A 21,999-nucleotide genomic window follows, 5' to 3' on the forward strand; every position below is an offset into this window, starting at 1 on the left:
ATCATACTACGGGATGGATGTCCCCGTCTTGTCGTTCTAGCGACGTCAACTATTATGACCTCTCTGTCGGCATCCGGCTGCTGAAAGGTAAGTTCAAGCGATGAACTTGCTTCAAAGAGTTCGCTTTGTTGCCATCGCTTCTAGCCAGAGCTTGCCTCGCGACGAAAGCCTCGCGGACTGTTATCAAATTCTGTTCAAGGGCTAGCGCGAATGCGCTGCTACCCGGCGATCGTCAAGTGACAATTAGCTAACGGGCTGGAATGTCTGCGCTATCCTAATGAATTCCGCGAGATTGCGGGTCTCCAGCTTCCTCATGGCATTGCCACGGTGTATTTTTACGGTGATTTCACTGATCCCCAGAGCATGGGCTATCTGTTTGTTCAACAGGCCGCGGGCAACCTGGGCCATGACTTCACGCTCCCTCATCGACAAGCTCTCGTAGCGATCAAGGACCTGGCGTCTGTGACGTTGCGCTTGCCTTTCCACGAGGTCCTTTTCGAGGGCGGCGGCAACTGCGTCGAGCATGTCCTGCTCCCGAAAGGGCTTTGGCAGAAAGTCAATCGCGCCTGCCTTTATGCCTCGCACTGTCATCGGGATATCACCGTGGCCGGTCATGAATACGATTGGCATAGTTACTGCTGCATCCGACAGGTACTTTTGGAAATCCAGACCGTTCATGCCTGGCAGCCGAACGTCGAGCACAAGGCAGCCGGACGATAACGCCTTTCCAGCGTCAAGAAATTCGTGCGTGCTGGCAAACTTGTAGACCTCGTATCCGACGGACCGGAACAAGCTCTCAAGAGCGTCGCGTATGCCACAATCGTCGTCTATGACGTGAACGGCACCGTTCATCGGATTTCCCTTCTTTTATCGCGCACTTGGCGGACGCCAGCGATGGCTTTCTTGGAAGCGATTCCCGCGCAAGCGCGGCGGAGTCGGTTTGATGGACGTCTGTGTGATAGTCGAAGTCCGAAAGGAGAAAGTGACCATCACCATTTGTCACATTAGTATAGAGCAACTTTGTTGTTCTGTGAAGACAATCTGGCTAGTGTTGGACCCAATTGGGACTTGAGATCTCGCCGCAGTGGCGGGGTATGGAGGGCCGACTGGGATTGACCTTCGTGACCGCGATGCGGCGATCGCCAGCAGTTCGCGTGCACGCAGATGGGGACCGGTAGAACAACGGGCGGGTATGCCGCTCAAGCTCGATAGGATCGGATGGAGGCATGGCTTTGACGGATCAAGGCACGAGAGCAGGCTTTACGGGCAGACACATCGCGACGCTGTCGGCGCGTGACGTGCCGATCTTCATTTCCTTTTTCGACAAGTTTCATATCTGCCGCTTCGCCAATGAACATCTTTGTCGGTCCTATGGCAGAAGTCAAAAGGAGTTGGTCGGCCTCCATATGCGAGACTTGCTGGGTGCGGAGGTCTACGCGGCCCGTGGGCCTCACCTGGCAGAAGCTGAGTCAGGCAAGGAGGTTCTGTTCGAGGCGCATGTACCGTATCCGGACGGTCGCTCGCACGATGCAGAGATTCGCTACATCCCGCAAATGAGTGTGGATGGCTTTGAAGGGCTGCATATTCTCGTTGTCGATATAGAACGTCAAAAGCATCGATTTCGAAGTGTCTTCGATGGAACAGCGCTCGGTTTTTTCGAGATCGACCTTTTGAGTCTGCACGCGACCTTGCGCGAATTGCGAGCGACCGGGGTGTCAAATCTTGCAGAATTCGTTCGAGACAATTTACCTTTCATCCGGCAAGTTCTCGATGTGACGCGGGTCGTCGACTTGAATTCCAAGGCAATGGAAATGTTTGGTGTCAAGCGTGATGCAGCCGTTGGGAGAGCGCTCGGCGATTGGTGCCCCGATGCGGGGCTCGCCGTTTGGAACGAGGTGCTTGTTGCCTACCTCTCCGAGCTTGCGAGTTACGAAGGTGAGACCGTTATGACGCGAGAGGACGGAACAACCATCGACGTCCTGGTCAATTGCGCCTTCCCGAAACGCTTGGAGGGGCAGGTTATTGTTGTCGTTGGAGTGGTCGACATCAGCCGAAGACTCGAAAATGAGCGTGCTCTCGTCAAGGTCAGCCAGGATCTGGTCCATGCTGGCCGTATTGCAACCCTTGGGGAACTTACGGCCTCGATCGCGCATGAAGTTAATCAGCCGCTTGGCGCAATCGCGGCAAACGGCCATGCCGCGTTGCGGTGGCTCAACAGGCCGGTTGCAGATATCGAGCAATCGAGCTTGGCCATTCGAAGAATGATCGACGAAGCGACGCGCGCATCTGACATCATAACTCGAGTTCGCAAAATGGCTAAAAACAATACCAGCGAACGGTCTTCGTGTTCCGTCGAGAGCGTGATCAAGGAAGCTCTGGATATCGCGGGGCGTCAGTTGCATGCGCATGGTGCTTCAATCGTTCTCTCACTTTCGTTCGACCAGCCCAGCGTGTTTGCCGATCGGATACAGCTGCAGCAAGTGCTCATCAATCTCCTGATCAATGCCGCGCAAGCAATGTCGGACGCGCATGTGACTAAACGCACAATTTACCTGACCTCGCATCGCAAGCAATCGGTTGTCGAAATCGAGGTGGCCGATACTGGACCGGGCCTTGGTGATGACGCAGATCGCATTTTCAACGCCTTTTACACAACGAAGCCAGCCGGCATGGGACTCGGACTTTCAATATGCAAAACGATTGTCGAAGCCCATGACGGCACTATCATTGCCGGCAGCCACAAGGCCGGCGGTGCAGCGTTCACCTTCACCTTGCCCCTTTACAACCAGTCTCCTTGAACCCTTGGCGATCGCCGACCCTTAATCGTCACCTGCCCCGCGGGCTGATCACGATCGATACCGTGTTTGTAAGGGCAATACGGCGGCGCAGACCAACGATGCGACCGTGAATTCCATCGCTCGATTGCGCAGCGGGCCATGCCAAGGCCCGCAAGAGCATGATTGCTCATTCTGGCGAACTACTGCACCTCCCGTCCGACACGCCAGTTTTTCGCAAGGGCGCGAAACCACCATGGAACCACAGGGTGCGGTTCAAGTCTCGACGATGTGGGCGGAGATATGGCTGCAAGAAGCTCTCGGAAATTTGTAAATTGTGAAGGCGTCCTATTGGCTGTTGCCTGTTGAAAGAAACCTGCAGTCTTTCAGTTACGCGGGTATTTCAGGAGCGGGCGATCATATTAACGCCTGCCACGGCTGTGACGCCGCGATCAATTTTGCGACACGCAATGAGATATCTGCGCCAGCGTCGTTCTTCGCAAAATGAAATTTGTTACGCCTGCAATCAATGCAGGCTCCACCGAAATCAGTGTGCATCCGCTCGTCGTTATGAAGAACAGCACCTTTTGCCCACATGGAGCTTGAAATTGAAACGTCGGCCGAAAGAAATGGAACATCCCGCTCGCAAGGTTGTTCGGCTGGCAAGTGTCGATGGCACAGTGCTACCGGATTTCCTTGCAATGGCAGCAGCGCTGCAGGATGTCGAACGCAGAAAGCCGACATCATTTTTGCGCAAAATTGCTATGGACTTCGCGTTTGCGTGTGAGATGTTCTACCCGCTCAATCAGTTTGGCCGATGCCACCCAAGCCAGACGGATCATGAGTCGGCTTTGACATCCAATCCCAACAAGGAATGACTGGCGGTTGAGGCGTGTGACGGACGCGAGGCGTAATGGCTGCACCAGCCACTGATGCACAAGGCGCCCCCTGTCGGGAACGACATCAGCAGGCGCCGGTCAAGATATGAAAAGGCCGCCTGGTGGCGGCCCTTCCCTGCATCATATTGTCTCTATTACAATATACGTCTTGGACGATTAGTGATCTGTCGACCGCAGTTCCGTGTTGTTGGTGCCTGCGGGCGCCTGATCGATCACAAGAAGCTCAAGGGTGGTTTCTCCTGAGCTTTTCCCCTTGTGCCACTGTTGAACCGCCTCGGTTACAAATTCGCCCTTTCGGAAGGTCTTGCTCTTGTTCGTGACTTCGTTCGTCACAGTGAGTTCGCCTGCCAGGACGTAGCCATAGCGCGGATACTTGTGACGGTGAACCGGCAATTCCAGACCCGGCGGGATCGTGTAGAGACTTGCAGCAACCTCGACACTACCAGTCGGTAGGACGATCGGCTGGTCCGACATCGTGGTTGCAAAACGGCCGATCTCCTTAACGACTGGCTTACTGCCATCATTGGCCATTGCACCGAAACCCACCATCGCCATGCACACACCTAAAATTAAAGCTTTCAAGTCAACCTCCAGATCTTTGGCGTCGGTAAGCTAGGAAGGTTTGGCTACCAGATCATTTCAAACGCGACGAATAACCGTTGCAAGTGAAGCAAACCATTCCCCTCCACTTGCACCGACGGTAAAATACTTTGCAGCGAGAACCTGTTTGAGCGGTGCGTGGGTCCAATCCCTACGGCTGTTTTTAGTTGTAGCCTTTGTTCTTTCGGATTGCGAAAGTTGGAACGGCACAATTGTGGGGAGCGACGAAGTCCAACTGACGATTGGCAGATCGTACAGTTGGGTCTGACATCAAGGTCACGGGATGTCTCTGCGGCCCACCGTGCCATGTGTTAAAGTTTGGGCGTGAAATATATCCTCGTTGTCGACGATGGCAGCAAGCTCCATCAGAAGCCGACGCTAAGCTGTCGGCATGCGAATTAAAGCTATTAGTGGCATTTCTGAAGGTACCACGCGAGGGCGTCCGCAGGAGCAGCCGCTGGCGGCAGATGATGAAGGATACTCCGAGCGCAGCATAGCCGTACTCACCTTGAGTCTCTGACGAAAGGTGGAAGCAGGCACTTCGAGGCCGGTACTTATCCGCATGCCGCGCGCGGCGTGGGTTACAGATTGATGTTGAGGTAATGATTGAGGAACTGGGCGAGCTAGATCGTAATGTACACGCGATCCGGTTCGATTTCGCAGACCGCCGATGACGCGCTATGTTTTCCTGCGGCTGCGTTCCAATTGTGCAAGGGCACCATTACGCGGCCCTTGCGGCTTTGACGGATGAGACCGCATTGCGGTTACTCCGCAGCGACCTTCATATGGTCGTCTTCGTCCTGCGGATGATTGTCATTGTGCTGGATGAGCGGACGGTTGCCCGTCATCCGGCGCAGGAGCACATAGAACACCGGCGTCATGAAGATGCCAAAGAAGGTCACGCCGATCATACCCGAGAACACCGCGACACCCATGGCCGCACGCATTTCCGAACCGGCACCAGTCGAGGTTACGAGCGGCACGACGCCCATGATGAAGGCCATGGAGGTCATGAGGATCGGGCGCAGGCGCAGACGGCTTGCCTCGATTGCGGCTTCCCGCGGCGTCCTGCCTTCGAACTCCAGTTCGCGGGCAAATTCCACGATCAGGATCGCGTTCTTGGCCGATAGACCGACAAGGACGACGAGGCCGATCTGCGTGAAGATGTTGTTGTCTCCGCCGGTGAGCCAGACGCCGGTCAAGGCGGCAAGAACACCCATCGGTACGATCATGATGATCGCCAGTGGCAGCGTCAGGCTCTCATACTGGGCAGCGAGCACCAGGAAGACGAGCAGCAGGGCGAGCGGGAAGACGACGACGCTGGAGTTGCCGGCAAGGATCTGCTGGTAAGTCAGGTCGGTCCACTCGAAGTCGATGCCGGCAGGCAGCGTCTCATTCAGGATCTTTTCGATCGCAGCCTGTGCCTGCCCGGACGAGAAGCCCGGAGCCGGACCACCGTTGATATCGGCAGCGAGGAAGCCGTTATAACGGTTCGCACGCTCCGGACCCGTACTTGCATCCACCTTCAGGAGAGCTGCGAGCGGAATCATCTGGCCCGATGCCGAGCGAACCTTCAGCTGGCCGATATCTTCCGGCTGAGCACGGAACTTGGCATCGGCCTGTACACGAACGCTGTAGGTGCGGCCGAAAGCGTTGAAGTCGTTCACGTAGAGCGAACCGAGATAGATCTGCAGCGTCTGGAAGACGTCGGTGACGGAGACCCCAAGCTGTTCGGCCTTGGCACGGTCGAGATCGGCGTAGAGCTGCGGCACGTTGATCTGGAAGCTGGAGAACAGGCCGGCAAGTTCGGGCGTCTGGTAGGCCTTGGCAAGCACGGCCTTGGTTGCTTCGTCGAGCGCCTGGTTGCCCAAGCCTGCTCGATCCTCGATCTGCAGTTTGAAACCGCCCGTCGTGCCGAGACCGTTGACCGGCGGCGGCGGGAACATGGCGATGAAGGCATCCTGAATGGCACCGAACTTCTGGTTCAGGGCCATGGCAATCGCCCCGCCCGAAAGAGCGGGCGTCTTGCGTTCCTCGAAATCCTTCAGCGTCACGAAGACGATGCCGGCATTCGACGAGTTGGTGAAGCCGTTGATCGACAGGCCCGGGAAGGCGATCGCGTTGGCAACGCCCGGCTGCGCCAGAGCGATGTCGGTCATGCGCTTGATGACGTCTTCCGTGCGGTCGAGGCTTGCGGCATCCGGCAACTGGGCAAAGCCGATCAGATACTGCTTGTCCTGCGACGGCACGAAACCGCCCGGCACCGTATTGAAGATGCCGTAGGTCGCTCCGACCAGCGCAAGGTAGATCACCATGACGATGCTCTTGCGCGACACGAGACCACCGACGCCCTTGCCATAGGCGTTCGAACCGGCGCCGAAAGCGCGGTTGAAGCCGCGGAAGAACCAGCCGAAGATCGCATCCATGAACCGCGTCAGCCAGTCCTTCGGCGCATGATGCCCCTTCAGAAGAAGGGCAGCGAGCGCCGGAGACAGCGTCAGCGAGTTGAAGGCAGAAATGACGGTCGAGATCGCGATCGTCAGCGCGAACTGGCGATAGAACTGACCCGACAGGCCGGAGATGAAGGCGAGCGGCACGAAGACCGCGACGAGTACCAGCGCGATCGCGATGATCGGGCCGGAGACTTCCTTCATGGCCTTGTAGGTCGCCTGGCGCGGACTGAGCCCGGCCTCGATGTTGCGTTCGACGTTTTCAACGACGACGATCGCGTCGTCCACGACGATACCGATCGCCAGCACCAAGCCGAAAAGGCTGAGCGCATTGATCGAGAAGCCGAACATATACATGACCGCGAACGTACCGATGATCGATACCGGAACGGCAATCAGCGGAATGATCGAGGCACGCCATGTCTGCAGGAACAGGATAACGACGAGAACAACGAGCGCGATGGCTTCGAGCAAAGTGTCGATGACCTTCTCGATCGAGGCGCGAACGAACTTCGTCGTATCATAGACGATCTCGTACTTCACGCCTGTCGGCATGGCGAGCTGCAGCTCATCCATGGTCGCTCGGACATTGTCGGCGATCTCGATCGCGTTCGAACCCGGCGCCTGGAGAACGGCGACAGCGACAGCCGGCTTGCCGTCGAGCAGCGAACGCAGCGTGTAGTCGGCAGCACCGAGTTCGATCCGGGCCACGTCGCGCAGGCGGGTGATTTCGCCATTGGCGCCCGTCTTGACGATGATGTTGCCGAATTCCTCGGGCGTGCGCAGTCGGCCCTGGGCATTCACGTTGAGTTGGAGATCGACCCCCGGCTGGCTGGGAGAGGCGCCGATGATACCGGCAGCAGCCTGGACGTTCTGTGAGCTGATCGCGTTACTGATGTCGCTGGCGGCAAGATTATGCTCGGCAGCCTTCTGCGGATCGATCCACACGCGCATCGAATAGTCGCCAGCGCCGAAGACCTGCACCTGGCCGACGCCGGCGATGCGGGCGAGCCGGTCCTTGATGTTCAGCGTCGCATAATTGCGCAGATAGGTGATGTCATGGCTGTTCCCATCGGAAACGAGGTTGACGACCATGATGAAGTCCGGCGAGCTCTTGACCGTGGTAATGCCGAGCGCACGAACTTCGGCCGGCAGGCGGGGTTCGGCCTGCGACACGCGGTTCTGAACGAGCTGTTGCGCCTTGTCCGGGTCGGTGCCGAGCTTGAAGGTGACCGTGACGTTCAAAACGCCGTCCGATGTCGCCTGGCTGGACATATAGAGCATGCCCTCGACACCGTTGATCTGCTCTTCGAGCGGTGTGGCCACCGTTTCGGCAATGACGGTCGGGTTCGCGCCGGGATAGGTGGCGCGCACGACGACCGACGGCGGCACGACCTCGGGATATTCCGAGATCGGCAACGCCCTGAGGCCGATCAGGCCGGCGACCACGATGAGGACCGAAAGAACACCGGCAAACACCGGGCGGTCGACAAAGAATCTGGATATGTTCATTTTAAAGCCCTCTCCGGGGTGAACATGGATGCAAAATCCCTCCCCGGCGGCCTGAAGGCTCGCCGGCGGGTCATGTTATTTCGGCCAATGCCCCCCTCCCTGAGGGAGGGGACTGCATCTTACTGAGCGGTCGCGACCTTCTCTTCCATCTGCGGTGCGACGACTGCGCCCGGACGGATGCGCTGCAACCCATTGACGACGATCTTGTCGCCGACCTCGAGGCCGCCTTCGATCACGCGTTGGCCATCGAACAGCGAGCCGAGCTGGATCTGCCGGTAATTGACCTTGTTTTCACCGTCGACGACGAAGACAAACTTCTTATCCTGGTCGGTGCCGACGGCGCGGTCACTGATAACGATCTTGTTCTCGGCCTTCGGCTGGCCCATGCGCACCCGCACGAACTGGCCGGGGATCAGCCTGCCGCCGGGATTGTCGAAGACAGCCCGCACGGCAATGGTGCCGCTGGCAGCATCGACTTCGTTGTCGACGAGCTGAAGCTTGCCCTTGATCGGCGTTCCCTCATCGGCAAGCGTGCCGATTTCGACCGGGATCTGTTCAACCGCCGGCAATGCGGCGTCAGTTGCCGGAAGCTCCGAAAGAGCCTTCGTGACCATCTCTTCGCTCGCGTTGAAGCTTGCATAGATCGGATCGACGGAGACGAGCGTCGTCAGCTCAGGCGAAGCCGAACCGGCAGCGACAATGTTGCCGACCGTGACCTCGATCTTGCCGATGCGGCCGGAAACCGGAGCGCGCACCTGCGTGTAGTCGAGATCAAGCTGCGCGGACTGGAGGGCGGCCTGCGCCGAACGCAGGCTTGCCTGGGCTTCAGCCAGCGTGCTCTGGCGCTGGTCGAGATCGCTCTGTGAGATTGTGCGGTTGTCCGAGAGACGGCGGCCACGGTCGAGTTCGGTCTGCGCCAGGCTGACCTTGGCTTCGGCCGAAGCGACCTGGCCCTGCGCCTGAGAGACGGCCGCCTGATAGGGAGCCGGATCGATGGCGAACAGCAGGTCACCCTGCTTGACCAAGGCACCTTCACGGAAATGGACCGATTGGATGGCGCCCCCGACGCGGGGACGGATCTGCACACGGTCGATAGCCTCCAGACGACCGGAGAAGTTCTCCCAGTTCGTCACGTCGCGGCTGGCGACGACAGCAACCGTCACCGGCACGGCCGGAGGCTGCGCAGGTTCGGAGGCGGCCGTGGCGGTTGCGCTCATCGGCAGTTCGAAAAAGATGGCAGCGGCCGAAACGGACGCAGCAACACCCAGACCGGCGCCCACCAGGGCCCAGCGCTTATGATGGAAGCTCATGGAAAGTCTCCTGTTGTAAAATTTCACCCAGGCTCGCAACGCGTGCCACATGAGCTCGGACCAAACCGAATTTGCGGTTGCAGATTAAGAGCCTGGGCGCCTGAACAACGGATAGGCCAATGGCGGCGTAGTCGGTACTACCTCAATATACGATCAGCCCAACGGAAGAATAGACAACGGGCCTTGCCTGTCCTCCGTCCCATCCCATCCCGCCAGAAGGTCAAGGGGCTCCAATCCGTCGATGCACACCTCACTTGGCGAACCGAATCGGAATATGCTCTTGAGACGAGCGGTGATGAGCTTGGAACATATTTTCATAGCACGACGATAGAGGGGACACATTGCGTCGCGATTTCATTATCGGAGGCTCGTACTACTATTGTAGCACCCCGCTACGAACTTCCTCGGTCCACGACCGCTCCGGCGTAAACTCTTCGAGTTCACGTGCGGTTGATGGACCACGACTTTGAGTGAACCTCTTTGCCTTGCATGTCGCACCCACGGCAGCGTTAGACATCATGCGGAGCGGCGTGGCTAATGAAGCAGTTGAGCGCAATGCGACGCTCGCCTCGCAGAGTTCCGTCGGGCGCGCCTTGGAATCCAGTTACGCCCCCGTTGGGTTCTTCTTTGGCGTGACGGCTCGTGCTTTAGGATTGATCGCCTCCGATTGCGATTGCAACCTTTTTCCCGCCATTAAAAACGGGCTGTTGACGTTGTTGGGATAGGCCGAGTGCGCGCGCGGTGGCTAGAAGCGACACCTGCGGCACGCCCGAGTCGTCAAATAGTGAGAGGATTGCAATGAGTAACGGAACTGAGGAGCGGACAGAAAGGGCGAATTGGATACGTGAGATCGAGGCCAGGGCTTGGATTGACTTCGTCGCGGCAGCGCCCGCGCCGACTAGACAGGAGCTCGGTCTTTCCTACATCAGGAGCGATCATTGCGTATTGTTGGCTTGCCCTCGCATTCCAGCGGTCCCGTTCAACCGCGCCTTTGCCATTTCACCACGGTGGTACCGGGAGGCATCAGAAGTCAACGCAAACCTGCAGTGGCTTCGACAGCATGCCGCAGCTGGCTGGGTCGTACAGGTTGATGAAGACGATTTAGAACTAGCCTCCCCGCAACTGAAAAAACGCAATCTCTACGACACCAGCAGAGGGTGGATGAAGTTTTTGTCCACGACGCCATCAACTGGGCCGATGATATTCGAGATCAGACGATCCGAAGAAGACGGTGTTGATCTGGATTTCTCGCAGATCGTCCAGCAGGGGATGGGCTTTCCACCTGAGGTGAGGCCATGGCTCATGGCGCTCGCGGCACGGCAGGGATGGCATTGCTATGTCATCTACAAAGACGGGAGGCCTGCAGCGGCAGCAGCAATGTTTCGCCAAGCAACTGGGGCCTGGCTGGGCATCGATGTCACATTGCCGCCGTATCGTGGTCTGGGAATGCAGGCGGCATTGATCCAGAAACGGTTGAGTGACTTGGGGCCTGGCCGGGCAATGGCAGAAACTGGATTACCGGCTGCAACACATCAGGCAGCTGACGCAAGCTACCGCAATTACCAGCGCGGCGGTTTTATTGAAGCCTATCCATCCATCAATTTCGCTGCCTCGCGCTAGATTCAAAGAGGAATGGCACCGCCGCCTGCCTTCTTCATCTCTGTCGCCCTCGCGTCGGCTGGCCAAAGCCATTGATTGCGGCCCGGTGCGCATATGCGGCCTGGCTGCGCTCTCCGTCCGGAATCGATTCCCTTGCCGTTCGTCGGTGGCCATCGCAGCCTACACTCGCTCGCATTTAAAACGCAGCAGCTGGGCCGTATGTGAATCGCAGCTAGAATCGTTTTCATGGTTTTCGGCTATTGCGATCTGATGCTTGTCGCCCGCCGCGTCCTGTATCTCACGCCTATTTCGACTGGTGGCGCACAATGTCTACATCTGTGCTCGGGGTGCTCAATGAGGGTAAATAAGCCGACCATAATCTTTCCTCGCTGAGATAACGAAGCAAGGAAACCTGTCGCTCACAGAGCGTAAGCTGCATGGAGTTGTTGGCATCGTGCCTAGTCCCGGTACGATGCCAATGCCCGAGTGCGTCCTCATCAAGGACGGCAGTAGGCAGCCCGTGCCTGGAGTAAAGTCAATTCGGGAAGCCTGTGGTGCTATCGTGACGGGCCGTTAGCGAACCAGCATCCGCTTGTGTTGGGTGCGGTCGAGAGTTCAACAAGGAGTTTGTTGGATCTCGACAGGAAAAAGGTCGGCGGTCCTGCTTTACCCCCGGCCTCGCTTTGTTCAACGCTTCTCGGTTGACAGACTTGCCGACCCGTTTGCTATGCCAATACCCGCATCGCCACAGGCATGCAGCAAAAAGATGACCTGGATCGGCGGGCAGCGGCTTAGTTGACGGACTTGTCGACGAGCTTGTTCTTGCCGATCCAGGGCATCATGGCGCGGAGCTTGGTGCCGACTTCCTCGATCTGATGGCTGTCGTTCAGGCGGCGGATGCCCTTGAAACGCGAGCCGCCGGCGCGGTATTCCTGCATCCACTCGGAGGTGAACTTGCCGGTCTGGATGTCCTTCAGCACGCGCTTCATCTCTGCCTTGGTCTCGGCGGTGATGATGCGCGGGCCGGAGACGTATTCGCCCCATTCGGCCGTGTTGGAGATCGAGTAGTTCATGTTGGCGATGCCGCCTTCATAGATCAGGTCGACGATCAGCTTCACTTCGTGCAGGCATTCGAAATAGGCCATTTCCGGAGCGTAACCGGCTTCAACAAGCGTTTCGAAACCGGCGCGGATGAGCTCGACGAGACCGCCGCAGAGAACGACCTGTTCGCCGAAGAGGTCGGTTTCGCACTCTTCGCGGAAGTTGGTTTCGATGATGCCCGACCGGCCGCCGCCGACGCCGCAGGCGTAGGAGAGTGCAAGTTCAAGCGCATTGCCGGAAGCGTTCTGGTGAACGGCAACGAGGCAGGGAACGCCGCCGCCCTTCTGGTATTCGCCGCGAACCGTGTGGCCCGGACCCTTCGGGGCGATCATGACGACGTCGACCGAAGCCTTCGGCTCGATGAGGCCGAAGTGAACGTTGAGGCCGTGGGCAAACGCGATGGCAGCGCCGTCGCGGATGTTCGGAGCGATGTCGGCCTTGTAGATGTCGGCCTGCAGTTCGTCCGGGGTCGCCATCATCATCAGATCGGCCCAGGCGGCAGCTTCGGCCACCGTCATGACCTTGAAGCCGTCGGCTTCGGCCTTCTTGACGGTCGGCGAACCGGCCTTGAGCGCGATGACGACGTTCTGGGCGCCGGAATCCTTGAGGTTCAGCGCATGGGCACGACCCTGCGAACCATAGCCGATGACGGCGACCTTCTTCGACTTGATGAGGTTGAGATCGGCATCACGATCGTAATAGACGCGCATTTGAAGTTCCTTCCCTTTGCTTGTCTTGTTGACTGTATAAAACGGGTCAGCCGAGGATCGGCATCTCCGCCAGAACTTTCTCCGTGCCGTAGAGGCGCAGGAAGGCTGTCACCGCCTTCTCCGCCTGACGCGCGGTATCCTTCAGCCCCGGCTCGCCGAGCAGCATGCGCACGTGCAGATCGGAAACAACCAGGCCGTAAAGCGTATGGTAGGTTTCGTCCGCATCATGGAAGCGCAGCAGCCATGCCCTCTTGCCCGCATCGATCAGTGCCATGGCGCGACGGTCGATCTGCCGGCGGCCGCGTTCGAGCAAGAGCTTGCCGAGCTTGGAGCCGTCGCGATGCGAATCATGTGCACTGGCATGGCCGATCGCCAGCCGGTTGAGCGCCAGCGACACGTCGCCGGCCAAAACCTCGAGCAGGTCGCGGGCGAAGATCACGAGATGGTCGTGCAGGCTCGTATAGGTCAGCCGCTCGCCACTGCGCTCGAATGTGCGCACCTTGCTCGCCTGATAGGCGATCATCGCAGACAGCAGACCGTCCCGGTCGCCGAACCACTTGTAGAGGCTTTCCTTGGAGCAGTTGGCCGCGCGAGCCACACCCGAGGTCGTCAGCGCCTTCTCCCCGCCATCGGCGAGAAGCTGCAGCGCCTGCTCCAGAACGGCGTTCTGGCGCGGCGAAAACTTACTCGGCTCTGAGACATTTATCGGCACGTCTTACCGTATTCCCTTAAGGCAGCGTGACAAAATATAGATCCTGCGCGTCATGGCTCGCCGCTCCGATTGCTGGACCGCTATTAACAAGGGGGTCGTTACGCAATCATGTCGCGCCACGCCGATGCTGTTTCAGCTGAAACCAAGGGGCCGTGCCTCGGATGCGAGGTCACGACCCCACAGGGCAAACGGTCGGACGGCGCGATATCAGGGCCCGCGATTCTGTCAGCTATAGCGAGAAAGCATTGAGCGAAGGCGAACGTTCTCCTCACGAAGACGAACTCCCCAAAGGCTGCGAAGCCCCGCATTTTCCAGCTCGAGTTGGGCAATCTCGTCGGCCAATGCTCGGAAGCTCAGATCGGCAGACCCACCAAACTCCTCCGGACAATCCTGCAGAATGTGGTCTTTGCTTCCGTCCTGATCGATGTCTTCAATTTCAAACGCGTTCGTCGACCCAGGAACACGATCATCTTGAACGACATCAGCTTCCTTAGCTGGATCCTCGGCGGCGCTCGATCGTGACACAACACCATCATCAACCAACGGTGCGATGATGGTTTGAGCTATCTGCTCACGCGCATCATCAAATGCGAACAAATCGGGCTTGTCATCTTCGACTTGCCTGGTGAGTGCCTTGAAATCGGTGTCGCCCCAGATCGACTGCGCGACAGCCTTGCTTTGCCGGCGCCTGGATTTGATTTCGACCACAAATTTACGCTGCTGCGTCTTCATTCAATGTCGGCCTTCGATGATCTTCACGCAAACGCCCCGCGATAACCCAACGGCTATCGGCATGAAGCTCGTCATGGCGGTGTCTCGGTCGCTAGTCGCTGAGACCAAGCTTGCGCCGTAGCTCGGCATTCTCATGACGTAACTTTTCGGCGAGGCTATGGCGCAATCGCTGATTTTCCTCTTCGAGTTTAAGCAAGTCGCCAAACGCGTCGCTGAATCCAGATACCGAAGCTGGGTTTGCCGCCGCTGCCCTGGCCCGTTTCCACTTGTAGTAGGTCTCGTCGGAGATCCCTACTCGTTTAACCGCGTCCTTGAGCGTGCTTTTCCCGCCGGCGATTTGCTCTTCGATCACCTTTATTTTCGCTACCTTTTCTTCCTCACTGTGCTTTCTCAGCTTTGGCTTGTCCATCGCTGCTCGCGCGCCGGTGCGAGATCCAGGGCCTCGTGCTGCGTTGTGGCGTGGGGGCTTTCCAGGAAACGAGGATGCCGCTCGCCCGACACCGTCACCACTCAGCACCTGGTTTAGTTCACTTCCGTCGGTCATCGGTTCGCCTCTCGTGTTCGTCCCGGAGTTTTCACCTCACTGGGGAATGAAGTCAATATACTCCGGCCAGAACCAATTGCCATCCGAAGTTGGAACAATGAGATGCAGGCCGCATGAGGGGTCTCGTCATGGCATTCGAATGACCTCGGCCGAGGCCGGTCCTCGCATACCGGTTTCGTACGCTCATCTTCTCGCTTGGAGCCGAAGCTGTCGAGACAGCGCGGGTCCAGCGCTGACAGCTAAACACGATTATGGCGCACATAGTCCTAGCCGTCGTCGCGACGATAGCTTGCAGTCCGCATTTGCGCCAAGGATTCACGGTAGCGAAAATCCTACCGATCCGTGTCATGCTGCGATCAAAAAAGGTACGCCCAAGCTGTGGTCGTCCTCAAATTCAAAGCGCCGGCTTCCGTTGCAGATGAAAGCCCATGATGCGGTATGAAATCGTAGGGTAACAGCGCCGCACTAAAACCCAGTCGAGCCGACAAACTCACCAATCTGGAAGGATCAATCGATATGGCGGCAGATATACCTCCTCTCGACGACACACAACGGATGATTTCGATGATTACGGGCTTCTGGACGTCACAGCTTGTCCGTTCGGCTGCAGCCTTCTCTCTCGCACCCCGGTTGGCTGACGGCGGAAAGACCTCTGACGCCTTGGCCCAGGAGATCGGCCTGGATCCCTCCGCCACCTTCCGCTTTCTGCGTGCCTGCAGCTCTCTGGGCCTGACTGAGTACAGGAATGACAGGTTTTTCTCCACCCCATTACTGAAATTGTTGGATCGGGACGCGCCCAACTCCGTCTGGGGGTTGGCCATGGCCCTCAACATGCCGGCCCATTGGCTTTGCTGGGGTGAGTTGCCGGAGGCGATTCGTCAAGGCAGGTCAAGGGCAGAGGCGGTTCTGGGCGGCGACATCTGGTCATACTACAAACAAAATCCTGACGAAAGCGCGGCATTTATCCATGGCCTGACTCATTTTGAGGCGAGCATCGGAGAGGAGATTCTGCCCCTGCTAGAAGTCGGGCAGGCGTCGCTTGTTGTTGATCTCGGCGGCTCCGGAGGAGCCGTGCTTGCCGGTCTTCTCCGCAAGCACCCTGCCCTGTCTGGTATCGTCTTTGACCTGCCGGCCGTGGTCACGGAAACCGCACCGCGTTGGCCGACCGACCTGGCAGGGCGCTGCACGTTCGTTGGTGGTGATTTCTTCGAAAAAGTACCTGCTGCCGATCTCTATGTGCTGCGTCTCATTCTCCATGACTGGAACGATGAAGAATGTATTGCGATCCTTCGCAATTGCCGCAGTGCGATTACCCGGTCCGGCCGGCTCTTCATCATCGAACAGGTCCTCGACGATGCTGCAACATCCGGATTTGCCGCATTCATGGACATGAACATGCTGGCTGTGGCAAACGGACGGGAAAGATCAGGAGCCGAATACGGGCATCTTTTGGGGGCAGCCGGATTCAAGATCAACCGAATAATTCCGACTAAGACACCTGTATCCATCATAGAGGTCGTTCACGATTGATGTCACTCGCAGACCTGGCTCGGAAACTCAATCCATCAGGTTTATGACGTGGCTTCCGCCGCGCTCCCGGCTGGTGGGGTTCTCCGAGAAAAATGCGTCGGAGAACCCCACCAGCAATGAAAAAATCATACGGGCGGGTGACCAGCAGGGTGCATTTGCCAGATGCAGCAAGTAGACAGAGCCGCCCAGAACGGTTGGGCCATTCCACAATGTTGCATGAGCTTCGCCTGCGCGCCCACCGCCACCCTTGGGCGCGCAGACAGCATCAGCATGATCATCGTTTTGATCACCACAAAGATCAACCCGCCTCTGGCCCAGTAGCTGCTATCCATTGGCCAAATCGCAATTTCCCTTCCCTCATCGAAGGCATCTAGGAGCGGGGTGCGCTTCTGCCGGCGATTCTTTTAACGGCCGCTTCACCTCGCTCCGACAAGGTGGTCGCTGATACTGCCGATCGAGCGTGGGTTGGCGTGCCGGCGGGTCCAGCGGAATGGAAAACCCAGTTTGTTCGCCAAACCCGTGATATCGATCTGTGCCTGGCGGCATCCCCTGGAAACGGCCCGAGTTATCCATGTCGCCGAGAGACTGGGCCCCGGCCAGTAGGGGTGCAGCAATCACAAACGCCGCACCAAAGAGGGTTCTTCGCATAGGTTGCCCCCAAAAAGAATAAGTCATCCGATATCGATGGGTTTGAAGAGTCAAGCGACGCTTAAGGATTGCTCCGCAGTGTCAGGGCAGCCACACCAACCGCAAGATTTACGCCCTCCTGCCCCTGCACCGAAATTGGCTGCAGGGAAAGATTGTCACGTGCACCACCCATAAGTACCTTTGCCCCGACTCCAAGACCAATAGTGGCATCGGCTGCAACGCCGCGGTAGGTACCATCCAGCCGGTTCACATCTTCCGCAGTCAAATTATAAACCAACCAGATCATCCGCCCCTGCTCTATCCTGCCGATATCAAGTCCGAAATCGGTAATGGTTCCTGTGTAATGAGCATCCGGGCCTGAAGCCGATGGCTTGAAAACACAGTCCACCTCCTGCTTGGAACCAACGATTGCTCCGATGCCGACGGAGACGTTGCAATCAAGCGTGCCGACTTGAGCTTTTTCTGCCTTCGCGACGTCGGTCGTCGCGAAGGCAGCCAGGAGAAGGGTCGTGGAACACAGAGCCATTTTGCCCAATGTGCCAAGGTGTTTTGAAGTCAGAGACATCGAATGCATTTCCAATTCCCTTTGAGTTGAGGACGTGCAGCCATGCAGCCATCCCAGTTGCCAAACCCTATCCCTGTCGTTGAGAATCGAAAATCATACTCGCGTATGCCATATCTCATACAAAGGCATCGTCACGCTGAACGGGATGCCGGACGACAGACGAAGCGCGCCGAGCGAGGTCGCGGAGAATACTTGATGTGATCGACACCGTATTTGAACGCTCGATGAGCACAACGGGCAGCGATCTTAACCACAATGGTCATCGCCCCGGGGTCAATCCGTCGAGACAACCGCTCGACCTGCAGCCTCGTTGCTCGTCCTTAGCCCGAGCGTGCTCATTCAGGCGATGTTCGCATGGTCTCATATCTAAAGCCCCAGTCGCGCCGCAATTTTGGGAAACAAGGTTGCTGCATTGTGCGATCCAATCCGGACAAGATCGATCTTAGAGAAATCCGGGTACTCGAAGGCATCCTTCATCGATTCGGTGATCGAGCCGGTCGGCATGAAAGGGAAATCGCTGCCATAAAGGATGCGGTCGGTTCCAACCAGTGCGTTCAGCGCAGGCAGGTTGAAGCGGGCGTTTGTCATCGCTAGATCAAAGTAGAATTTGCCCAGTTCACCGACAATATCCTTCGGCGCCGCGGCCGCAAGAGACGCGGTAATCTGGGGACCGTAGCTTAATCGCTTCGCCAGGAACGGGACAGTGCCGCCGGCATGCGAGAGTATGAGCTTGAGATTTGGGAATTTGGCGAAGAGATTATTGTAGATGATGGCAGCAGCGACCCGTGTCGATTCAAACGTGTACTCATAGAGGGAGGGAGGAAGACCCAAATCCTGATCGGCGGTCAGGACCGGCGGTGTCGGATGGATATGCACGGGAAGCGAGCGTTCGTGCAACTGACCATAAAGCGGCTCGTAGTGCTGCGTTCCAAAGTAAGCGCCATAGTGGCTCAAGACCCCGACCCCATCAAGCTTCAACACATCGATTGCATAGCGCAGTTCTTCGAGCGAGGCATCCATGTGCGGCAGCGGCAGAGCCGCCATCGCCAGGAGCCTGGTTGGATAGCGATCAACAAAACCGGCCAGGGTCTCGTTAACACGTCGCGCAATGTCTCTCGCCTTAACCTTGTCGCCGAAGGGAATGCCGGGGGATGTCAGGGTCAAAGCGCCAACATCAATGCCGACTTTGTCCATGAAGGCGATACTGTCGTCAATTTTCCAAGGGGGTATATCGACCGAACCAAGTCTAACGGCGCCGGTGAGATCGGGAAGCAGCGCATGATGATGGATGTCGACAAGCAATGAGCCGTTTGGCATGGGTCTTCCATTTCGTTCTGGTGAAAATGAACTATCGATTTTTCGCAAAACCCTTCAGAACGGGTAATTGGGAGAAACGGAGTGGCGGGTGATCCACTTCATGTGGGTGAATTCATGTTCCCAGGCTGGCAGACCGGTACGGGCGCCGTTACCTGATGCGCCGATGCCGCCGATCGGACCATAAACCTCATGCACCACCGGCTGGTCATTGATGTGGACAATTCCCGTCGCGAGCTTCGATGAGATTGCTTCTGCACGCTGCTGCGAGGATGATTGTATCGCGGCGACGAGGCCGTATTCGGTGGCGTTCGCGAGCGCGATTGCCTGCTCATCATCGCGAACCGGCATGACTGCTGCGATCGGAGCGAAGATTTCCTCGTCGAACAATGGCATGCCTGGTTGCACCTCGACAACGGTTGGCTCGAAGAAAAGTCCGCAGCGCCGGCCGCCCGTCAGCACCCTGGCGCCCATCGCGACGCTGCGCTCAACAAGGTCTTGCGCCCTTGCCGCCTGTTTTTCATTGATCATCGGCCCAAGCTGGACCGCGTCTCGGAAGGGGTCGCCAACCTTGAGCCGGCCCGCGCGTTCGACAAGACGGTCGACATATCCCGCATAGACGGTTTCGCCTATCAGATGGCGACCAATGGTGAAACAAATCTGGCCCTGGTGAAAGAAGTTGCCAAAGGCGCCAGCCATCGCAGCCCGGTTGAGATCGGCGTCGTCGCAGACGATGAAGGCGTTTTTTCCGCCCAGTTCGAGCGAAACGCGCTTGAGCAAGCCGCCCGCAACGGCCCCGATATGCCTTCCGACCTGCGTGGAGCCGGTAAAGCAAATCATAGGGACGCCGGGATGGCGAACAAGCGCCTCGCCAACATCGGCTGCGCCAGGCAGCACGTGAAAGAGCCCATCCGGCAAGCCGGCTTCGTGCAGCAACTGTGCCAGCATGAAGCCGCCGGTCACAGGCGTCTGTGGATCGGGTTTGACGATCACCGCGTTCCCGAGCGCCAGCGCCGGAAGCACCGAGCGAACCGCCAGGATCATCGGCGAATTCCACGGCGTGATGACGCCGACCGTACCAACCGGCACCCGTTCAAAGCGGGACTCGCGCGCTCCATTGCGTGACAGGAGTTCGCCCAAGGGTTTGGTTGCAAGCGTGACCGCCTCCAAAGCTTCACGCGCCGACAGTTCGACCTCAAACACTCCCTTGCCCCGGATCGCGCCGGTCTCACGAACAACCCATTCGATGATCTCTTCAGCGTGCTGCTGACACAGGCTCGCAAAGCGCCGAAGGATGTCTCCCCGTTCGGGACCGGGTGTGGCGGCCCATTTGAGCTGGGCAATCTTGGCGCTTGATGCAGCGTCGTCCACATCGGCTGCGGTCGCCTGACCGGCTGCAAACAGTCTGGTACCCGTTGCTTTCTCCAGTACATCGAGCTGTCCCGCGATCGCCTGCCTGTAACGCCCTGTGACGTAGACCCGGCCCGCAATCGCCTGGGTATCGATCAGATTTGCAGGTATCTGCGGGCGCACAATGTCCTTTTCCTGTGATGTCAACATGTCGTCGATCCTCTGTCGTAAAGGCAGTCATGCTGCCGTTGTTGAGGATAAGCATGGCCGCGGCCGATGCGAGATCGGCGCGTTGGACTTATCGTCCGGTCCATTGAACCGCCCGCGCTCACTTTCTTCGGTGCATCGATCATGTCCAAATCATCGGACATTGGGTCCAAGATCGCGATCTTCTACCCGTCGCCATCTCTCTCTAGATATTGCGCCAAGGGCAGCACGGCGATGCCGCTTTCAAACATCAAGAGGAGAATTGCGTGAACCAGATGATCATCAGGGGTGTGAACAGTCAGACGTTCATCGCCGCAAATCTTGCCCGTGTTGAGCAGTTCTACCGCGACCACCTTGGGCTGCCGGTCGTCAAACGTTCGGTACACCATCTCGACGAGAAGTTGGCAACAATTACGTTCGGCTTTAATAGCTTCGCCGGCGCCGCCCCGCGCATGGAGACCATCACCTACATAGAGTGGAACCCGATCTTCTACATGGTCCCGGAAAGGGGCTTCATGGAAGAAGGCCAAACGAAACAGGACGTTGCCTCACCCCGCGCTGGAGATCCGAAAGGTCGCTGGGGTGCAGGAACCAATCATCATCTCGCCTTACACGTGCCGGACCGAAATGGACTGCTAAAATGGAAGCGGCGGCTCACTGATCTCGGCATTCACGTGACAGGGCCATATAACCGCAACTATTTCCACGCTATCTATCTGCGCGATCCGGACGGTGCCATTATCGAAATCGCTACATCCGAGCCGGGCTTTGGGCATGACGAGGCAGTTCTTGGTTCTGGGTTTCGCAAACAGCCAAAGGAGAACTTGATCGGCGGGCGTGACGAATTTGCCGTTGCCTTCGAGACATGGCCGCAGCCGATTGCGGCGATTACCGATGATTTCGCATTGCGCGGCTTCCACCATATCACATCGATTTCCAGCGATGCCGAGCGCACAGAGCGTTTCTACGTCGACACTATCGGACTGCCGCTGATCAAGAAGACAGATTATCTCGACGAAAAAGGTGGCACACATTTCTACTATGCCTGCCACGAGGACCTTATGCCGGGCTCTGTTTTGACCTTTTTGGGTCTGCCCAACTACAAGCCGGGGCGCCTGGGAACTGGTCTGGCGCACCACTTCACGCTCGAGGTCGAAAACGACGCTGCCCTTGATAACGAGCATCGCCGTCTTCAAAGGGCCGGCGTCCCGATTTCGCCGGTCCAGCACACGCGCTATACGAAACTGTTCCAGTTTCGCGACCCGGACGGTCACATCTGCGCGATATCGACTCCGAGCGACTTCACGGTTGATGAGCCTGCTTCAACGCTTGGCACCACACTTTGCCTGCCAGATCACCTCGAAGAACATCGGGTGCAGATCGAACGTCAGATTGCTTTCCGCCCGGCTCCGACCCCGCTACTCGATTGACGTTGCCATTTG

At 57.8% G+C, this 21,999-nt stretch carries 17 protein-coding genes; 6 read left to right on the forward strand and 11 right to left on the reverse strand.

What is annotated here, in order from left to right; genetic code table 11:
• Positions 1-243: 243 nt before the first annotated feature.
• Positions 244-852: a response regulator transcription factor gene (locus tag KQ933_RS32275; RefSeq protein WP_216761299.1), complete on the reverse strand. Its 609-nt coding sequence runs from the start codon at positions 850-852 to the stop codon at positions 244-246.
• A gap of 374 nt (positions 853-1,226) precedes the next feature.
• Here KQ933_RS32275 and KQ933_RS32280 point away from each other — a divergent pair, with 374 nt between their 5' ends.
• Together KQ933_RS32280 and KQ933_RS32285 are read left to right on the forward strand one after the other, a co-directional pair.
• Entirely contained in the window at positions 1,227-2,798 is a 1,572-nt protein-coding gene (locus KQ933_RS32280; RefSeq protein WP_216761300.1) for an ATP-binding protein, read from the forward strand.
• A 446-nt stretch (positions 2,799-3,244) separates the two neighbouring features.
• Positions 3,245-3,652 (forward strand): hypothetical protein, encoded by a 408-nt coding sequence (locus KQ933_RS32285; RefSeq protein WP_216761301.1) that lies wholly within the window; start codon positions 3,245-3,247, stop codon positions 3,650-3,652.
• 177 nt (positions 3,653-3,829) lie between these two features.
• On the opposite strand, the gene KQ933_RS32290 is transcribed toward KQ933_RS32285, so the two are convergent.
• From KQ933_RS32290 to KQ933_RS32300, 3 genes are all read right to left on the reverse strand, one after another.
• The gene (locus KQ933_RS32290; protein ID WP_216761302.1) at positions 3,830-4,255 is read right to left on the reverse strand and encodes a cupin domain-containing protein; all 426 of its coding nucleotides are present in this window, start codon (positions 4,253-4,255) and stop codon (positions 3,830-3,832) included.
• 782 nt (positions 4,256-5,037) lie between these two features.
• The gene (locus KQ933_RS32295) at positions 5,038-8,235 is read right to left on the reverse strand and encodes an efflux RND transporter permease subunit (RefSeq protein ID WP_216761303.1); all 3,198 of its coding nucleotides are present in this window, start codon (positions 8,233-8,235) and stop codon (positions 5,038-5,040) included.
• 119 nt (positions 8,236-8,354) lie between these two features.
• A complete protein-coding gene (locus KQ933_RS32300) occupies positions 8,355-9,545 on the reverse strand; it encodes an efflux RND transporter periplasmic adaptor subunit (protein WP_216761304.1) in 1,191 nt (396 codons plus the stop codon).
• 470 nt (positions 9,546-10,015) lie between these two features.
• Here KQ933_RS32300 and KQ933_RS32305 point away from each other — a divergent pair, with 470 nt between their 5' ends.
• Both KQ933_RS32305 and KQ933_RS32310 read left to right on the forward strand, forming a co-directional pair.
• On the forward strand, positions 10,016-10,270 hold the full coding sequence (locus tag KQ933_RS32305) for a hypothetical protein (protein WP_216761305.1): 255 nt from the start codon (positions 10,016-10,018) through the stop codon (positions 10,268-10,270).
• 73 nt (positions 10,271-10,343) lie between these two features.
• Positions 10,344-11,165 (forward strand): hypothetical protein, encoded by an 822-nt coding sequence (locus KQ933_RS32310; RefSeq protein ID WP_216761306.1) that lies wholly within the window; start codon positions 10,344-10,346, stop codon positions 11,163-11,165.
• A gap of 770 nt (positions 11,166-11,935) precedes the next feature.
• On the opposite strand, the gene ilvC is transcribed toward KQ933_RS32310, so the two are convergent.
• From ilvC to KQ933_RS32330, 4 genes are all read right to left on the reverse strand, one after another.
• Entirely contained in the window at positions 11,936-12,955 is a 1,020-nt protein-coding gene (gene ilvC / locus KQ933_RS32315; RefSeq protein WP_216760944.1) for a ketol-acid reductoisomerase, read from the reverse strand.
• A 46-nt stretch (positions 12,956-13,001) separates the two neighbouring features.
• Complete coding sequence (locus KQ933_RS32320; protein ID WP_216760946.1) at positions 13,002-13,667, reverse strand: TetR/AcrR family transcriptional regulator; 666 nt, start codon at positions 13,665-13,667, stop codon at positions 13,002-13,004.
• A 225-nt stretch (positions 13,668-13,892) separates the two neighbouring features.
• Entirely contained in the window at positions 13,893-14,399 is a 507-nt protein-coding gene (locus KQ933_RS32325) for a hypothetical protein (protein WP_216760947.1), read from the reverse strand.
• A 91-nt stretch (positions 14,400-14,490) separates the two neighbouring features.
• Positions 14,491-14,943 carry a transposase gene (locus KQ933_RS32330; protein WP_253958464.1) on the reverse strand — a complete coding sequence of 151 codons (453 nt, stop codon included), beginning with the start codon at positions 14,941-14,943 and terminating at the stop codon, positions 14,491-14,493.
• A 516-nt stretch (positions 14,944-15,459) separates the two neighbouring features.
• On the opposite strand from KQ933_RS32330, the gene KQ933_RS32335 reads away from it, so the two are divergent.
• The gene (locus KQ933_RS32335; protein WP_216760949.1) at positions 15,460-16,473 is read left to right on the forward strand and encodes a methyltransferase; all 1,014 of its coding nucleotides are present in this window, start codon (positions 15,460-15,462) and stop codon (positions 16,471-16,473) included.
• A gap of 709 nt (positions 16,474-17,182) precedes the next feature.
• Here the strand turns inward: KQ933_RS32335 and KQ933_RS32340 are convergent.
• From KQ933_RS32340 to KQ933_RS32350, 3 genes are all read right to left on the reverse strand, one after another.
• Positions 17,183-17,686 (reverse strand): DUF992 domain-containing protein, encoded by a 504-nt coding sequence (locus KQ933_RS32340; RefSeq protein ID WP_253958465.1) that lies wholly within the window; start codon positions 17,684-17,686, stop codon positions 17,183-17,185.
• 366 nt (positions 17,687-18,052) lie between these two features.
• Positions 18,053-19,003 (reverse strand): amidohydrolase family protein, encoded by a 951-nt coding sequence (locus tag KQ933_RS32345; protein ID WP_216760951.1) that lies wholly within the window; start codon positions 19,001-19,003, stop codon positions 18,053-18,055.
• 54 nt (positions 19,004-19,057) lie between these two features.
• Complete coding sequence (locus KQ933_RS32350) at positions 19,058-20,560, reverse strand: aldehyde dehydrogenase family protein (RefSeq protein WP_216760952.1); 1,503 nt, start codon at positions 20,558-20,560, stop codon at positions 19,058-19,060.
• 272 nt (positions 20,561-20,832) lie between these two features.
• On the opposite strand from KQ933_RS32350, the gene KQ933_RS32355 reads away from it, so the two are divergent.
• Positions 20,833-21,987: a VOC family protein gene (locus KQ933_RS32355; protein WP_253958503.1), complete on the forward strand. Its 1,155-nt coding sequence runs from the start codon at positions 20,833-20,835 to the stop codon at positions 21,985-21,987.
• Positions 21,988-21,999 lie beyond the last annotated feature (12 nt).

The sequence above is a fragment of the Rhizobium sp. WYJ-E13 genome (genome assembly GCF_018987265.1).
GTDB lineage: Bacteria > Pseudomonadota > Alphaproteobacteria > Rhizobiales > Rhizobiaceae > Rhizobium.

Coding starts and splice junctions, on each gene's coding strand:
- KQ933_RS32275 (WP_216761299.1), bottom strand. CDS start 852: ATGAACGGTGCCGTTCACGTCATAGACGACGATTGTGGCATACGCGAC.
- KQ933_RS32280 (WP_216761300.1), top strand. CDS start 1,227: ATGGCTTTGACGGATCAAGGCACGAGAGCAGGCTTTACGGGCAGACAC.
- KQ933_RS32285 (WP_216761301.1), top strand. CDS start 3,245: ATGAGATATCTGCGCCAGCGTCGTTCTTCGCAAAATGAAATTTGTTAC.
- KQ933_RS32295 (WP_216761303.1), bottom strand. CDS start 8,235: ATGAACATATCCAGATTCTTTGTCGACCGCCCGGTGTTTGCCGGTGTT.
- KQ933_RS32300 (WP_216761304.1), bottom strand. CDS start 9,545: ATGAGCTTCCATCATAAGCGCTGGGCCCTGGTGGGCGCCGGTCTGGGT.
- KQ933_RS32310 (WP_216761306.1), top strand. CDS start 10,344: ATGAGTAACGGAACTGAGGAGCGGACAGAAAGGGCGAATTGGATACGT.
- ilvC (WP_216760944.1), bottom strand. CDS start 12,955: ATGCGCGTCTATTACGATCGTGATGCCGATCTCAACCTCATCAAGTCG.
- KQ933_RS32325 (WP_216760947.1), bottom strand. CDS start 14,399: ATGAAGACGCAGCAGCGTAAATTTGTGGTCGAAATCAAATCCAGGCGC.
- KQ933_RS32330 (WP_253958464.1), bottom strand. CDS start 14,943: ATGACCGACGGAAGTGAACTAAACCAGGTGCTGAGTGGTGACGGTGTC.
- KQ933_RS32335 (WP_216760949.1), top strand. CDS start 15,460: ATGGCGGCAGATATACCTCCTCTCGACGACACACAACGGATGATTTCG.
- KQ933_RS32340 (WP_253958465.1), bottom strand. CDS start 17,686: ATGTCTCTGACTTCAAAACACCTTGGCACATTGGGCAAAATGGCTCTG.
- KQ933_RS32345 (WP_216760951.1), bottom strand. CDS start 19,003: ATGCCAAACGGCTCATTGCTTGTCGACATCCATCATCATGCGCTGCTT.
- KQ933_RS32350 (WP_216760952.1), bottom strand. CDS start 20,560: ATGTTGACATCACAGGAAAAGGACATTGTGCGCCCGCAGATACCTGCA.
- KQ933_RS32355 (WP_253958503.1), top strand. CDS start 20,833: ATGATCATCAGGGGTGTGAACAGTCAGACGTTCATCGCCGCAAATCTT.